Annotated in this window: 12 protein-coding genes and 2 pseudogenes; 3 read left to right on the forward strand and 11 right to left on the reverse strand. The window is 61.8% G+C overall.

Going from position 1 to position 13,914, the window contains the following annotated elements:
- Positions 1-84 precede the first annotated feature (84 nt).
- The 4 genes and pseudogenes from ACZ41G_RS01190 to ACZ41G_RS01205 all read right to left on the reverse strand — a co-directional run bounded on the left by ACZ41G_RS01190 (position 85) and on the right by ACZ41G_RS01205 (position 2,668).
- Complete coding sequence (locus tag ACZ41G_RS01190; protein WP_029576124.1) at positions 85-564, reverse strand: Dps family protein; 480 nt, start codon at positions 562-564, stop codon at positions 85-87.
- A 52-nt stretch (positions 565-616) separates the two neighbouring features.
- A pseudogene (locus tag ACZ41G_RS01195) lies at positions 617-871 on the reverse strand (transporter associated domain-containing protein); the annotation flags it as partial.
- Positions 869-1,408 (reverse strand): annotated as a pseudogene (locus ACZ41G_RS01200) (MFS transporter); the annotation flags it as partial. The pseudogenes ACZ41G_RS01195 and ACZ41G_RS01200, both read right to left, overlap by 3 nt.
- A gap of 213 nt (positions 1,409-1,621) precedes the next feature.
- Complete coding sequence (locus tag ACZ41G_RS01205) at positions 1,622-2,668, reverse strand: PfkB family carbohydrate kinase (protein ID WP_464146149.1); 1,047 nt, start codon at positions 2,666-2,668, stop codon at positions 1,622-1,624.
- Positions 2,669-2,971: 303 nt separating this feature from the next.
- Between ACZ41G_RS01205 and rpmB the strand changes: the two genes are divergently transcribed.
- Entirely contained in the window at positions 2,972-3,166 is a 195-nt protein-coding gene (gene rpmB, locus ACZ41G_RS01210; RefSeq protein WP_015449820.1) for a 50S ribosomal protein L28, read from the forward strand.
- Positions 3,167-3,756: 590 nt separating this feature from the next.
- Positions 3,757-6,267, forward strand: coding sequence for an ATP-dependent DNA helicase RecG (locus tag ACZ41G_RS01215; RefSeq protein WP_464145465.1), 2,511 nt, complete (start codon positions 3,757-3,759; stop codon positions 6,265-6,267).
- 100 nt (positions 6,268-6,367) lie between these two features.
- On the opposite strand, the gene rsmD is transcribed toward ACZ41G_RS01215, so the two are convergent.
- On the reverse strand, positions 6,368-6,955 hold the full coding sequence (gene rsmD / locus ACZ41G_RS01220) for a 16S rRNA (guanine(966)-N(2))-methyltransferase RsmD (protein ID WP_464145467.1): 588 nt from the start codon (positions 6,953-6,955) through the stop codon (positions 6,368-6,370).
- A 255-nt stretch (positions 6,956-7,210) separates the two neighbouring features.
- On the opposite strand from rsmD, the gene ACZ41G_RS01225 reads away from it, so the two are divergent.
- Positions 7,211-7,813: a nitroreductase family protein gene (locus ACZ41G_RS01225; protein ID WP_464145469.1), complete on the forward strand. Its 603-nt coding sequence runs from the start codon at positions 7,211-7,213 to the stop codon at positions 7,811-7,813.
- A 203-nt stretch (positions 7,814-8,016) separates the two neighbouring features.
- Here ACZ41G_RS01225 and trmD read toward each other — a convergent pair whose 3' ends face one another.
- The 6 genes from trmD to ffh form a co-directional block, all read right to left on the reverse strand.
- The gene (gene trmD / locus ACZ41G_RS01230; protein ID WP_464146151.1) at positions 8,017-9,018 is read right to left on the reverse strand and encodes a tRNA (guanosine(37)-N1)-methyltransferase TrmD; all 1,002 of its coding nucleotides are present in this window, start codon (positions 9,016-9,018) and stop codon (positions 8,017-8,019) included.
- 255 nt (positions 9,019-9,273) lie between these two features.
- Positions 9,274-9,855, reverse strand: coding sequence for a ribosome maturation factor RimM (gene rimM, locus ACZ41G_RS01235; protein ID WP_033506859.1), 582 nt, complete (start codon positions 9,853-9,855; stop codon positions 9,274-9,276).
- An 8-nt stretch (positions 9,856-9,863) separates the two neighbouring features.
- A complete protein-coding gene (locus ACZ41G_RS01240; protein ID WP_015449829.1) occupies positions 9,864-10,097 on the reverse strand; it encodes an RNA-binding protein in 234 nt (77 codons plus the stop codon).
- A 1-nt stretch (position 10,098) separates the two neighbouring features.
- A complete protein-coding gene (gene rpsP, locus ACZ41G_RS01245; RefSeq protein WP_033493826.1) occupies positions 10,099-10,560 on the reverse strand; it encodes a 30S ribosomal protein S16 in 462 nt (153 codons plus the stop codon).
- A 237-nt stretch (positions 10,561-10,797) separates the two neighbouring features.
- Positions 10,798-11,829 (reverse strand): endonuclease/exonuclease/phosphatase family protein, encoded by a 1,032-nt coding sequence (locus ACZ41G_RS01250; protein ID WP_464145471.1) that lies wholly within the window; start codon positions 11,827-11,829, stop codon positions 10,798-10,800.
- A gap of 186 nt (positions 11,830-12,015) precedes the next feature.
- The gene (ffh, locus tag ACZ41G_RS01255) at positions 12,016-13,659 is read right to left on the reverse strand and encodes a signal recognition particle protein (protein WP_464145473.1); all 1,644 of its coding nucleotides are present in this window, start codon (positions 13,657-13,659) and stop codon (positions 12,016-12,018) included.
- Between the last annotated feature and the right edge of the window lie 255 nt (positions 13,660-13,914).

The raw sequence follows: 13,914 nt of genomic DNA on the forward strand, positions 1-13,914 counted from the left end.
ATGGGTGGTGCCGCCTGATGGATTCACGCAAGCGGACCGCGCCTTGCATCAGCGCGATTCGCGGCTTAGTCCGAGGGCTAGGGCTTACTCCAGATGGCTCCGCATGAACCACTGGAACTTCTCGAGCTCCTGGACGTGGTCCTGGATGATGTTGGAGCTGATGACGTCCAGCTCGTCCAGCTCGGCGATGGCCTTGCGGTCGTCGGCGATGAAAACGTCGTAATAGTCGATCAGGGCCTTGAGATAGTCGGCGGTGGGTCTGTGCCCTGTCAGATCGACGCCCTTCCATGTGCGCTGACGGACGATCGCGTCGGGGCGTCCGTCAGGTGATCCGCCCAGAGTGGAGATGCGTTCGGCGGTTTCGTCGGCCTGCGCAAGCACGGCATCGACCTCGGGGTCGATCATCTCATGAACGGCGATGAAGTTGGGGCCGGTGACGTTCCAATGCGCGTGCTTGAGGACCAGCGCTGCCTCCTGCTCCTGGGCCAAGCGGTTCGAGAGAATGGCGATGATCTTTTCCGATGCGGCTTCATCAAGACCGGGTACCACGAATGAGAGTGTCATGATCCGTCCTTTCCTAATATGAAACGGTGCTCGTTATTGTAACGGCTGAGTCCTATTCGCGTGAGTTTTCCGGAAGGTTAATCTGACGGCGAACCTCCACGGTGTCGATTCGTCGACCATCCACCTTGGTGATGACCATGTCGTAGCCGTCATCCGTGTGAAGAACATCGCCCACTTCGCCCATTTTGCCTGTATGCGCAAGGAAATATCCAGCCACGGTCTCGTATGGACCGTCATCCAGCACTATGCCGGTCAGATCCGCGAAGTCCTCAAGTGTGGTGCCGCCGTCGACGGTCGCGACTCCGTTGGAGACCTGGTCCATGCGGTCGTTGGTGGTGGTGTCGATGAGCATGGAATCGTAGAAGGTGAGCGAACCGTTGAGCCCGATGGTGGCAAGCATGCATACCGCGAGGAACGCAATCCAGCCCAGCGGCAGTGCCATCGCGCAGCAGGCGAGGACGCCGGTGCCGAAGAAGCCGATGAAGAATCTGATCTTCATGCCCTGCACGTCGGCGATGGAGCCCAGAATCGGCATAAGCAGCGCGATGATGAGGGATGCTATGGTCTGCATGTACCCCCAAGTGGACACGATGTTGGATTCGCCGGCGGCTTTGAGCAGGGAGTTCGCGTAGATGGGGATGACGGCGGTGGACAGCAGAACGAATGCGGAATTGCCGACATCGTAGAGCACCCACTGCTTTTCGCGGTGGTTGAAGTGGTTGGTGTTACCGGTGCCGTCGGTGGTGGCGTTGGTCGGTGCTAGGGGTGTGATGGGCGCGATGGGTGCGGTCGGCACGGTCGCCGATTTGGCCGGTCGTTGCGCGGTGTCAAGAATATTGGTCATGGGGACTCCCGTCTGTCTACCAGAAGGGTATGTTTGCGCAAAACAACAGACGGGGTGAATCAGATGAACTGCCCATGAACACTGGGTGATTTTCTCGGGGCCGGTGATGGGGGTGACCGGTGGTGGGAGATGGCTGGTCAGAGGGGACACCGGTGACGGAAGGCGCCAGGGTTGGCGGCGTCTGTCGTCACCGGTACTGCCGTGAAACCGCCGCTACGCTTGCGCGGAGGTGTCTGTGTCCCCTTCATGCTGTTTGATCAGCGCGATCGCATCCTCGACGGGCGGGCAGTCGGGCACGCCTGCCTTGTTGTTGCTGATGGCAATCGAGGCGGCCGCGTTGGCGATCCGCACCGCGTCAAACAGCGACCAACCCTGGGCGAGCATGGCGCACATCACGCCGGTGTGGCATGAGCCGGCGGAACGCGTATGCGTTGATTTGACAGGGAAGCCTTCCACGTGCACTACTTCGCTGCCGGGCACACGCACCCATGCTCCCCGTGCGCCCGCGCGCAGGACGAGCGGGGCGCGCAAGGTAGTGCCCAGCGCTTCGCACAGCTCGGTCATCGCATCGTCGAATCCGCCACCGATGGTCAGTTTGGAATCATCCGTGGGCGGGATGCCGAGCCGCTCAGCGAGCGTGTTAGCCTCCTGGCGGTTACACGACCATGTCGGACGACACAGTACCGTATCTTCGATGAGGTGGTCGCTGACCAGATGCAGGGAATTCGTGGGGTTCAGCACGATGGTATACGGACGCGTTTCGGGTTCCGCCCCGGCGCGGTGCAGGAATCCCTCGATACCTGCCGCGGAATGGTCCATCAACGTGTTGCCGCTGATATGGACGACGTCGCCCGGTTCGGGGTCGATCGCGTCGAATGTCCGTTCGTCGCCCTGTGCTTCGGCGCCATACGTCGCAATGAAGGTCTTGTGCGATCCATCATTCAGCACCAGCCGGAATCCTGAGTCTTTATCAAGCCGGTCGCCGCCGATATGCTGGATGCCATTCGCCTCGAATTCGTCACGGATCACCGACGACCACAGCCCTGTGCCGATTATGCCCGCGTGCTTGGCGGGCGATCCCGACCGCGCGGCCGCCTGCAACACGCGGAAGCTCCCGCCCACCGACGGCGTCACCGAATCGGCGACGGCGAATCCGCCCGGCTGTGGAAGTTCTCCAACGCCCATCATGATGTCGACCCATACTTGGCCGAGCGAAATCACCGATGCTGCGCTCTGCTCCGGCTTGCGCGAGTTGAGGATATCGTGAAGCATACAACCTCCTGACTCATCCTTGTGCGATGCGTATGCGAGGCAACCGAGGCAACGTGGTTGCCACAGACTGTTCTCACATTCTATCGGTATTTCTGGGATTATTGTGGAGGTCGAAGTTGGACATGTTGCTTGAAAATGCCGGGATTTCGCTGCTATCCGCGAATGCGGCACGCAGGTTTGCACTTGATCGGATTTGGTTGTAGTCTAGTGTAGTTGTGTGTTCGGCGGACGCATATGCGGCGGTCGGGCAGACACGACTTGCAAGTCAAAGAAATGTATAGGGAGTCCATCATGGCAGCTCGTTGCGCAGTGTGCGGCAAGGGACCGCAAACCGGTTTCACCGTGTCGCATTCGCATATTCGCAATAAGCGCACCTTCCGTCCGAACCTGCAGCCCGTCCGCACTACCATTGACGGTCAGAATGTCCGCCTGCGCGTGTGCGTGAAATGCATCAAGGCTGGCAAGGTTCAGCGTGTGGCCGCGTGAATCGCGAATGAAGAAACAAGACCCCGGAACTTCAGTTTCCGGGGTTTTTGCTTTTCTGGTGGCGCTGGATTGGAGATGATGTCCCGGACCGGCGCGGGAGTTTGTCGGAAAATCGCTGGGCTGGGGGTGATGTCCCGAATTTTCGCGGGAGTTTATCGCGGATTTCCAACGTTCCTGTTGGGAGATTATCCGCAGAGTGCCTGATTCGTGCAGAACTTCCGTGTCCTGTGCGGGAGTTTATGCGCGTTTCGTGCGGATCCGGCACTTCTCCCGGAAACATTCCGGCCTCCGGGTGCTTTCCGACCGACAGCTGCGGACGATTCAGTGGCTCACCGGTAAGGGGCATCCTTGGCCCATGACACTATGACACGCTTACCGCACAATGCCGACGGGGGTGACCGGCAATACCTGTGATTCCTATATGCCTATCTGCCGCTGTGAGATTGGGCTGTCGCACGGTGCCGGGATTGTCGCTGGCTCACCCTGAGAAGTCGGGGCTATCAGCCCGCTGCGCTACCCCGTCATCGCACGACAGGCGGGATTCATCGCCTTCCCCGCTGCACAGAACCGAATGTGGGACAATAAGAGGTATGACCGTTTCACTGACCACCCCGCTAGCCAAGCTGTTGACCAACCGTCGTCGGGTCAGCGCGCTGAAAGGCCTCGGCATGGTCACGTGCGCGGACGCCCTGACGTATTACCCGTTCCGGGTCACCGATCCCGTGCCCCTGCGGGCGGTGCGAGAAGGCCGAATCGGCGAGCCGATGGCTTTCGCCGGTGTTGTGCGCGATGTTCGCGTGATGCAGATGAACGCCCGCCGCGGTTACCGGGTCCAAGCCATGGTCGACGATTCCGCATTCGCCGCCCAACGCCACGTGCCCGGCTCCGTCACCGCACTCGTGTTCTTCTCCTACAAGCAGCAGTACGTCAATTGGCTCAGCGCCCGACTACACGCCGGCGCGTCGGTGGTCGTGTGCGGCACACCCAGCGAATACGATGGCATGCCGCAGTTCACCCACCCAGAAGTGCTCACCGTTCCGCCCACCCCAACCGCATCGCAGGAATCCGCCCGCGGTCTGCGTTTCGACGCTGACAGCATCGATGACGCGTTGCGGCGCGTCTGCCGTCCGCGCCCGGTCTACCACGCCAATTCCCGTATTTCCAGCGAGCATATCCACGATTCCATCGTCACCGTGTTGCGTGCGCTCGCTGCCGGAGACGATGACGAAACCGCGCAATCCGAAAAAACCGCGCAATCCGGCGAAACCGCGCAATCCACACAATCCGGAACACACGGAACGACCGGCACAACCGCAATATCACCGGAACCCGCGGAACCCCAAGAATCCGCACCGTCACCGTCCCGCGCATCTTCCCTCTCGCCAGCCCACGACGGCATCGAGACATCCCCCAAAATCCCTACTGCCGCCTTGCGTCGAGCCATTCCCGACATCCTGCCCGAGAGCGTGCGTGAAGCATGCGGCCTGATGCATCGGGCCGAAGCCTTCCTTGCCATACATGAACCTGATTCGGTGGACTCGTTCCGGCAAGCCCTTCACACCTTGCGATATGAGGAAGCGTTCATCTCGCAGACCGCCGTCCTGCAAGAACGCGAGCAGGCGCGCAAAGCCGAGACCTTCCCCTGCACTGACGGCGACATGCGCGAAACTTTCATCGATTCGCTCCCCTTCACCCTGACCGGCGGGCAGACCAGCGTCATCGACGACATCGTCCAAGACATGGGCCGCGACTACCCGATGCAGCGCCTGCTGCAAGGCGAAGTCGGCTCCGGCAAAACCGTGGTCGCGCTCGCCGCGATGCTGCAAGCCGTCGGATCAGGCTATCAGGCGGTGCTTGTCGCCCCCACGCAGGTGCTCGCCGAGCAGCATGCCGAAACCATCGGCGGCATGGTCAGCAAGGCGGGACTTGACATTCCGGTCACGCTGGTCACCGGCGGTATGAAGCTTGCGGCACGTCGCAAAGCGCTCGCGGCGGCGGCGAGCGGCGAGCCGGGCATCATCATTGCCACGCACGCCGCGTTCTCGAGGACATTCCAAGCGCCGAATCTTGCCCTTGCGGTCATCGACGAGCAGCACCGATTCGGCGTCGAACAGCGCGAAACCTTGCTGCAACGCGGTGAGAAGATCCCGCATCTGCTGGTCATGACGGCCACGCCGATTCCCCGTACGGCCGCGATGACATGGTTCGGCAGCCTTGATCTGTCGTGGCTGACGGAGCTGCCGGGCGGTCGCAAGCCGATCCGCACCTTCGTGATTCCTGAGGCCGACGGCCCGACGATGGCGAATATGTTCCGGCACATTCGCCGCAGGATTGACGCGGGGGAGCGCGCGTACATCGTCTGTGCACGCATCGACGAGGATGAGAGCGACGACCAGGCCGGTCAGGATGCCGAACTGTTCGAAGAGCCGGACGATGCTTCCGGCTCGGGGGATGGCTCCGGCGGGTCGTCGTCCGTCCAACCCAAGCCCCCGCTGCATGCAGTCAGCGAGATCGCCGCAAGGCTTGAGGCGCTCCCGCAATTTCAAGGGGTGCGGTTCGCGACCTTGACCGGGCGCGATGATGATGCGACCAAGCAACAGGTGATGGCTGGTTTCGCCGCCGGCGTCACTCCGGTCCTCGTGGCGACCACGGTAATTGAGGTGGGTGTGGACGTTCCGCAGGCCAGTTGCATCGTGATTTTCGATGCGGACCGATTCGGCTTGTCACAGTTGCATCAGCTTCGCGGGCGTGTCGGGCGCGGTGGCACGGATTCGTGGGCCTTCCTTGTGTCCCGGGCGGAACCGGGCAGTATCGCCGAACAGCGGCTGGCTGTAATCCAAGGCTCGCTTGATGGCGCCGAAATCGCGCAGGCGGATTTGGAGTTGCGCGGGGCCGGCGATGTGCTGGGCGATGCGCAATCCGGCGGAAAATCGGGCCTTAAACTGCTGCGTGTGGTCAAGGATGCGAAGATGATTGCGGATGCCCGTTCCCGCGCCGAACAGGTGCTCGCGGATGATCCGGGGCTCGACCACGAGGTGCAGCTCGCCGGAGCGGTCCTCGATTTCACGCGCGGCAACGAATCCCACCTCATCAGCAGCTGACTCTCTGTTTCTGCCGACGCTGGCGGGTGGCTGAGCGCCGGCAGAGTGTTGTGCTCCTGCTTCTGCCGACGGTGAGGTGGGGGTGAGCGTCGGCAGTGGGTTATGGTTCTGTTGCTGCCAACGGCTCAAGATAGATGACCGCGGTTTCGCCGTACGTACGCGCGTCAGCCTCATACCATCCCGCCGGGGGAGTGAGCGCATCAGACCGCACAGAGCGTTCAACCACAATCATCGTGTCCGGGCCGGTCGCCGTTCCCTGCGCGAGCGCATCCAACAGCGCGTTACATTCCTCGGTCGCATACGCGTACGGCGGGTCGATGAACACCAAGTCAAAAGGCACGCCATGATACGAGTCAACGAACACCTCGGCGCGCCGTCGCATCACCCGTGCGGACAATTCCGGCCGCCACGCCTTGGAACGCTTGAGCTGGGCGAACGTGCCGTTGATGAGCGCCGCGGCGGGCCCGGCGGACTCCACAGCCACCAACGACCGCGCCCCGCGCGATAGCGCTTCGATGCCGAGCGCTCCCGTACCGGCGAACAAGTCCAGCACGTTGGCTCCGCGTACCAAATCCCACGAATCGAGATGGGAGAATACCGCCTCTTTGGTACGGTCGGTGGTCGGTCGGGTCCCCGGCTTCGGCGTGGCCAACGCCATGCCCTTGAATCGTCCTGCAATCACGCGCATACCGACCACTCTACCCGTGCCTCGGTCACTGGCGTGCGTGTGACGTCGCCCACAGTACTCTGTCAGAGAAAACACGGGTGTCGAACCGGTCCAACATGTACCGTAAAACCAGCAGGACGGATGATAGGCCCGTTGCAACGGTACGCGCGTCATCCATCCTCGGCAGCAGTCCGCTGAACCATATCATTCGTATCACCGAAAACCCGGATGACCGGAACATTCCGCAACTCCGCAACCGCCACTTTGGGAGGCACTATGTCCGCTTTTGTTTCCGCGATTTCCACCCGTCGTTCGCAGTATGCGCTGTCTGACGCGGCCGCGCTGCCGGACGTCGAAATCGTCGATCTTGTCCGCTCGGTCGCAGGTGAAGTCCCCAGCGCCTTCAATTCCCAGCCGCAGCGCGTCATCGTGCTGTTCGGCGCGGAACATCACCGTCTGTGGGCGATTGTGCACGACGCCCTGCGCGCCGTGGTCAAGGACGATACCGCGTTCGCCGCCACCGAGCAGAAGATCGCCGGCTTCGACGCTGCGCACGGCACGGTGCTGTATTTCGATGACACCACTGTCACCGCGAACTTGCAGGAGCAGTTCCCCTCCTACGCTGCGAACTTCCCGGTGTGGGCGCAGCAGGCGAACGGCATGCTCCAGTTCGCCGTCTGGTCGGCGCTCGCCGAGGCTGGTATTGGCGCGAACCTGCAGCATTACAACCCGCTGATTGATGACGCAGTCCGTGAGGCCTTCGGCATTCCCGAGAATTGGAAGTTGGTCGCGCAGATGCCGTTCGGCGATGTCACCGCGCCCGCCGGCCCGCGTGAGCATATGCCGCTGGACGAGCAGGTCCGGGTACGTGGCCTGTGACGCGGTGTCGCGGCTGAGCTCTGGTAGCCTGCGGTGAATCTACAGCTAACCTACAGCTGACTTGCGGCCTGTCGGGAGTGATTCCGGCAGGCCTTCGTCATATCCCGGATATGTGTGGTGCGGGGGATACGCAGCACATCTGGAACGCCGGAACGTCTAGAATGCGACGGACGACATGCCCAATCGCCTAGCCGCTCGGCTGTCTACTCCCGATTCAGCCGCCGCGGATGCTCTGCCGAAACCTCCCAGCCGAGCGCCATCAGCGTTTTACGGTCGGCCTTGCTCAGCTGCGCACAATCCAACTGTTCGATCAAATCAGGCCGAATCGCATCGGTGCGCGCCAACGCCTCATCGCGGCGGAAGCGGTCGACTTTCCCGTGATCGCCGGAGAGCAGCACGTCAGGCACGCCCATTCCGCGCCACACCGCCGGCCGCGTGTACTGCCGATGCTCGAGCAGCGCCTCGGAACCCGTATACGATTCCTCCACAATGGACTCCGGGTTTCCCATGAACCCGGGCAGCAGGCGCGTAATCGCCTCCAACATCACCGATACCGCGACCTCGCCGCCGTTGAGCACATAATCACCGATCGAATACTCGCGCACATCCACGCCCTGCGCCCGATAGTATGCCGGAATACGCGCGTCATAGCCTTCGTAGCGCCCGCAGCCGAACACCAACCGTTTGGCATGGCTGAGCTCGGTCGCGTCGCGTTGGGTGAACAGGGGGGCGGAAGGATTGGGGAAGATCAGCACGGTATCGAGATTGTGGGTGGGAGCCTGCGAATCGCTGTCGGGTACCGTATCTGCCGATGCACTGTCGGATGCAGGCTGATGTTCCGCGTCGCCGGTGCCGTTGCTCGGGGATTCGCCCGCTGCAGCGCTCGTCGTAGCTGTGACATCAGCGCCGTCAGGGATGCCCGCGCCGGAATTACTATTGCTGTCGCTCTCGCCATCGGCGTTCATTTCGCGCGGTTCCAGCCCGAGCAGATCGTCCAGGCATTCCGCCCAGACCTCCGGTTTCATGACCATGCCGGCGCCGCCGCCGACCGGGGTATCGTCCACGGAATGATGCACGTCATGCGTCCAATCGCGCAGATTGTGGGCGTGGACACTGACGAGCCCCTTGCTTTGCGCTTTGCCGAACAGGCTTAGGTTCAGCACGTCGAAGTATTCGGGGAATACGGAAACGATATCGATCTGCATGCCCACCACTGTACCGGCCCGCCGTCCCAAGACGCGGGAATACCGCCGCCGCGTGCTCAACGGTACCGATGCCGACGATTCGCGGACGGTATCCGTCGGGCGGGCCAGACGACGTGAGGGGTGTGCGCCCGGTTTGGAACGCACACCCCTCACGTGTTCTGGTCTCTTGATGTCGCGTGACAGTGATGATGACGAGATGCCGATATCATCGGGCGTCATGCGCCGGACGCAGATCGTCAGCCAGTCACAAGGCGGTCACCAGCCGGGAATCAGCCCTCCCGGCGGGTCGAGCGTCAAATACCCGTTCTCGAGGTCGATATCCGGCACCAGCTGGTCGACGAACGGCACCAGCGTGCTGGTTTCGCCGTCCACCGGCTTGGCGAGGCGGATTTTGAGCAGGTATTGGGCGCCTTCGATGACGTCCACGACCTTGCCGACCTTCTGTCCGGCTGGCGCGCCGAGCATGTTGTCCTCGGCGAACCGGGCTTCCAGCCCCAAGAGATCCTTCGGATACCATGCGTCCTCTTCGAGCATGTCCTCCGGATCGTCGGCTTCGCCGTACAGGACGGTGCCGTTGAGGGCTTCGGCGGCGTCACGGTCGTCGACACCTTCGAAATGGATAATCCAACGGTTCTTGAAGGTCCGCGAATGCGCGACCTCGAACTCCTGTTCGCTGTCACGCGTATAGAGCAGGGAACCCGGTTCGAACCGGTAGTCAGGCTCGTCGGTGAACACCTGCACGGTGACTTCGCCTTTGAGCCCTTGAGCGCGGCCGATACGACAGACCCTCAGCAGTTCGCGCTGCTGAGGGTCATCGGAGTGTTGCTGATGCACCACGCTCTCGCTCACCTGCGTACGTCCATGATGTCGACACGCACTTTGTGGTCGGCGATGGCCTGCACGACCGTGCGAATCGCATTGGCCGTACGGCCCTTGCGACCGATGACACGGCCGATGTCCTCAGGGTTCACGCGCACGCGCAGCAGTTCGCCGCGCGCGTTCTCGTGGGATTTGACCGAAACGTCGTCCGGGAAATCCACGATGTTCTTGATGAGGTGTTCAACAGCTTGGGCGAGCATGTCACTCAGCCTTTTCCTCGGCCGGTGCTTCAGCGGTCTCCTCGGCCTTCTCAGCCTCGGCGGCGGCTTCGGCCTCAGCCTTGGCCTTGGCCTCAGCTTCGGACTTGGCGGCCTTCAGCTTCTGTGCCTGGGCTTCAGCGGCCTCGACACGAGCGGCGGCGTCCGGACCGGCTTCCGGGGTCTTCAGGGTGCCTTCGGCGCCCTCAATGCCCTTGAACTTCTGCCAGTCACCGGTGATCTTCAGCAGCTTGAGCACAGGCTCGGACGGCTGCGCGCCGACACCCAGCCAGTACTGAGCGCGCTCGGAGTCAATCTGGATAAGCGAAGGCTGCTTGTTCGGATCATAGATGCCGATCTCCTCGATGGAGCGGCCGTCGCGCTTATTGCGCGAATCCATGATTACTACGCGGTAGAACGCGTAGAACTTCTTGCCCATGCGCTTCAGACGAATCTTGGTTGCCAAAATGGCTCTCCTTGTATTGATAATGCGGGTTACAGCTTCTGTGTGGGGCACGGAAACCGAACCCACGTGTTCCTCATGACTGCGGAAAGAGAGGGCTCCGCACCCATGAATAACTGAACAAGTATAGCGCAAACCCCACGATGTTTCGGCGTGTCGTGCGCAGTGCCATCTCCTCTCCCACAAACTATCTACGCTAAGGCTCCTGTTTGCGTAGACAGTTTGTGGAGGGGAGGGAGGTTACCGCACACTCAAGGTGACGAGCAGCGCCCGATGATCGGTATCGCGCACGGTGATGGCTTGCGCCGAATGGAAGACCACGCCGCTGTTCGCCAACGCATGGTCGAGTTCGATACGTGGCCACGGCGTCCAAGAGGGGAACGTCAGGGTCGGGCCATGCGCAACATCAAGGCTCGCGTCATGCACTCCGGCGGCAAGTACATCACGCAGGCACCGGTGGTCAAGGCAGGCGTTCAGATCCCCGAGTATGACCACAGGCTCCGGACTGGTCGCGATGGCATCCAGCGCCCGCACGCCGTACGACCATTCCCGGCACCCGCGCATCGGCGATTTCGTGTGTGCGGCGGCGAATGTGACTTGGCGTCCCGGATTGCTTGGAGCGCCCGGTGTGTCGCCGGCGTCCGCATCGATGGTGATGGCGGGAACATCCGCCGCATGGATATTCAGGAACGTCGCAATCCGCCCGACCGGTTCGGCGCGTGACCAGATCGCGTTGAACCCGCCGTTGTCTCCGGCATGCTGCGCGCCCTGCTGGCAGTAGGGCAGCAGCGTGTTCAAGCCCGCGTGCGAGAGTCGTTCGACGAGCTCGTCAGTGAGTTCTTCAAGCGCAAGCACATCGATGTGCCGCTCCCGGACCAGCCGCACGATGTTCTCGGCATCGGCACGTCCATAGCGGCAGTTGAGCGTCATCGCGCGGATGACACCGTCGGCAGAGGCTCCCGGACGGTCGGTTCCATCGGTCGCGGTGTTCGCCGTTGCCTGCGACGTGTTGGCAGTTCTGCCGAACAGATGCCGATAATACGGGGATTCGCCCGCAATCACCAGAACGAGCAGCAACGCATACAGCGCCGCACCCCACCAGCAGCCGAGCGCCGCCGACCAGACCGCGCCGATGACCGCGGGCACCCACAGATGCCGGTCAAGCGCGGTGCTGTACGGCATTGGCATATGCGCTTCCACGCCCGCAGGCACAAAGCGCAGCAACCACCATATCAGCAACAGGACGGCGATTATCGTCAATACCACGGCCATTCGCGTTCGCTCCATTCACGTCTGTACAGTCCACCTAACCTGTGATGGGCATTATAGGGGAGATGGTGTGATGAGGCCCGCAAACATCGCGAACGCTTGCGGGCCTCATGAGATTTGCTGATTCAACTGACTGATTCAATCATTGACGCCGCCGCCGGACGGCCATGAACCTGAATCGGCGTGGCTTCAGCCGAGCAGATCGCCCAATCCATTGCCGAGATTCGGCGGCAGATCAGGCATGCCGTTCTCGCCCATCATTTCCTGCAATCCGGCAGGAAGTGCGGGGTTCTGTGGCTTCTTGGCGAATGCGGAACCGCCGGAGCTCTTGCCGCCGCCAGCGAGCCGCTGGCGCAATGCCTTCTCTTCGGCTTCGCGCTTCATCGGATTGCCGGACTTCGAGCCTTTCTTCTTCTTCTTGCCGCCCTTCTTGTTCTTCTTGCCGCCGCCGGGGCCGCCGAATCCGGGGATACCACCCATACCGGCACGATTGGTCATGCGGCGCATCATCTTGGATGCCTGCTCGAAGCGCTCCAGCAGACCATTGACCGCAGACACGGTATTGCCGGAACCATAGGCGATGCGGGCGCGGCGAGAGCCGTCGATGATTTTCGGGTTGCGACGCTCCTCAGGCGTCATCGAGCGGATAATCGCCTCGGTGCGGTCGATTTCATGCTCGTCGAGCTGCTCCAGCGCCTGACGATGGGCTGCCATGCCCGGAATCATGCCGAGCAGGTTCTTCATCGGGCCGAGTTTGCGCACCTGCTGCAACTGCTCTAAGAAGTCGTCAAGCCCGAAGGTGCCTTCGGACATCTTGGATGCCGCCTCGCGGGCCTGCTCCTCGTCGAACTGCTTCTGCGCCTGTTCGATAAGCGTGAGGATATCGCCCATATCGAGGATGCGGGATGCCATGCGATCGGGGTGGAAGACCTCGAAATCCTTGAGTCCCTCGCCGGTTGAGGCAAACAGGATCGGCTTGCCGGTCACGCTTGCGACCGACAAGGCGGCACCACCGCGGGCGTCGCCATCGAGCTTGGACAGGACCACGCCGGTGAAGTCCACGCCTTCGTCGAAGGCCTTCGCGGTCTTGACCGCATCCTGGCCAATCATCGCGTCGATGACGAACAGGATTTCATTGGGATGTACGGCGTCGCGGATGTCGCGCGCCTGCTTCATGAGCTCTTCGTCAACGCCCAAACGGCCGGCGGTATCGATGATGACGACGTCGTACAGCTTGTGCTTGGCGAATTCGATGGAATCGCGCGCAACCTTCACCGGGTCGCCTGTGGTTTGGCCGGGGGCTGCGACCGCCTCGCCGCCGTCGGACTGCACACCCTTCTCGGGAGCGTACACCGGTACGCCGGCGCGTTCGCCGACGACCTGCAACTGGGTGACCGCGTTCGGACGCTGCAAATCAGCGGCGACCAGCAGCGGGGTGTGGCCGGCGTCTTTCAGCCAGTAACCGAGCTTGCCGGCGAGCGTGGTCTTACCGGCGCCCTGAAGGCCGGCGAGCATGATGATCGTTGGCGGGTTCTTCGCGAAATTCAGCGGACGGTCGACGCCGGCACCGAGAATCGCGGTCAACTCCTCGTTGACGATTTTCACGACCTGCTGTGCCGGATTCAGCGCCTGCGAGACTTCCTCGCCGAGCGCGCGTTCACGCACGCGGCCGGTGAAGGAACGCACGACTTCAAGCGACACGTCGGCGTCGAGAAGCGCATGGCGGATTTCGCGGATGGTGCCGTCGATATCCGCTTCGGAAAGCTTGCCCTTGCTCTTCAAATGCTTGAAGGCATTCGAGAGCCGGTCTGTCAAAGAACTAAATGCTGCCATAATGCATTCCAGTCTAGCCGTGATGCGGGAAAAACCGCCACCCGCGCACCTCCTGTTTCTGCCGATGCTGGGACTGGTGTGAGCGTCGGTAATGGGTTGTGGTTCTGCTTCTACCGACGCTGACGGGTAGCTGAGCGTTGGTAGAAGCTTGCATACACAAACTGGTTACGCGTGGGCTCTCGTTAGCGTAGACAGTTTGGGGAGATGGACAGTCATGACTTTGCGCGATTGGGATTCCTAACCTCATAGGACCTC

Source organism: Bifidobacterium porcinum (genome assembly GCF_055378475.1).

Bases quoted from the DNA above. Each gene is read 5' to 3' on its own strand.
- ACZ41G_RS01190 (WP_029576124.1), bottom strand. From the start codon at position 564: ATGACACTCTCATTCGTGGTACCCGGTCTTGATGAAGCCGCATCGGAA.
- rpmB (WP_015449820.1), top strand. From the start codon at position 2,972: ATGGCAGCTCGTTGCGCAGTGTGCGGCAAGGGACCGCAAACCGGTTTC.
- ACZ41G_RS01215 (WP_464145465.1), top strand. From the start codon at position 3,757: ATGACCGTTTCACTGACCACCCCGCTAGCCAAGCTGTTGACCAACCGT.
- rsmD (WP_464145467.1), bottom strand. From the start codon at position 6,955: ATGCGCGTGATTGCAGGACGATTCAAGGGCATGGCGTTGGCCACGCCG.
- ACZ41G_RS01225 (WP_464145469.1), top strand. From the start codon at position 7,211: ATGTCCGCTTTTGTTTCCGCGATTTCCACCCGTCGTTCGCAGTATGCG.
- trmD (WP_464146151.1), bottom strand. From the start codon at position 9,018: ATGCAGATCGATATCGTTTCCGTATTCCCCGAATACTTCGACGTGCTG.
- ACZ41G_RS01240 (WP_015449829.1), bottom strand. From the start codon at position 10,097: ATGCTCGCCCAAGCTGTTGAACACCTCATCAAGAACATCGTGGATTTC.
- ACZ41G_RS01250 (WP_464145471.1), bottom strand. From the start codon at position 11,829: ATGGCCGTGGTATTGACGATAATCGCCGTCCTGTTGCTGATATGGTGG.
- ffh (WP_464145473.1), bottom strand. From the start codon at position 13,659: ATGGCAGCATTTAGTTCTTTGACAGACCGGCTCTCGAATGCCTTCAAG.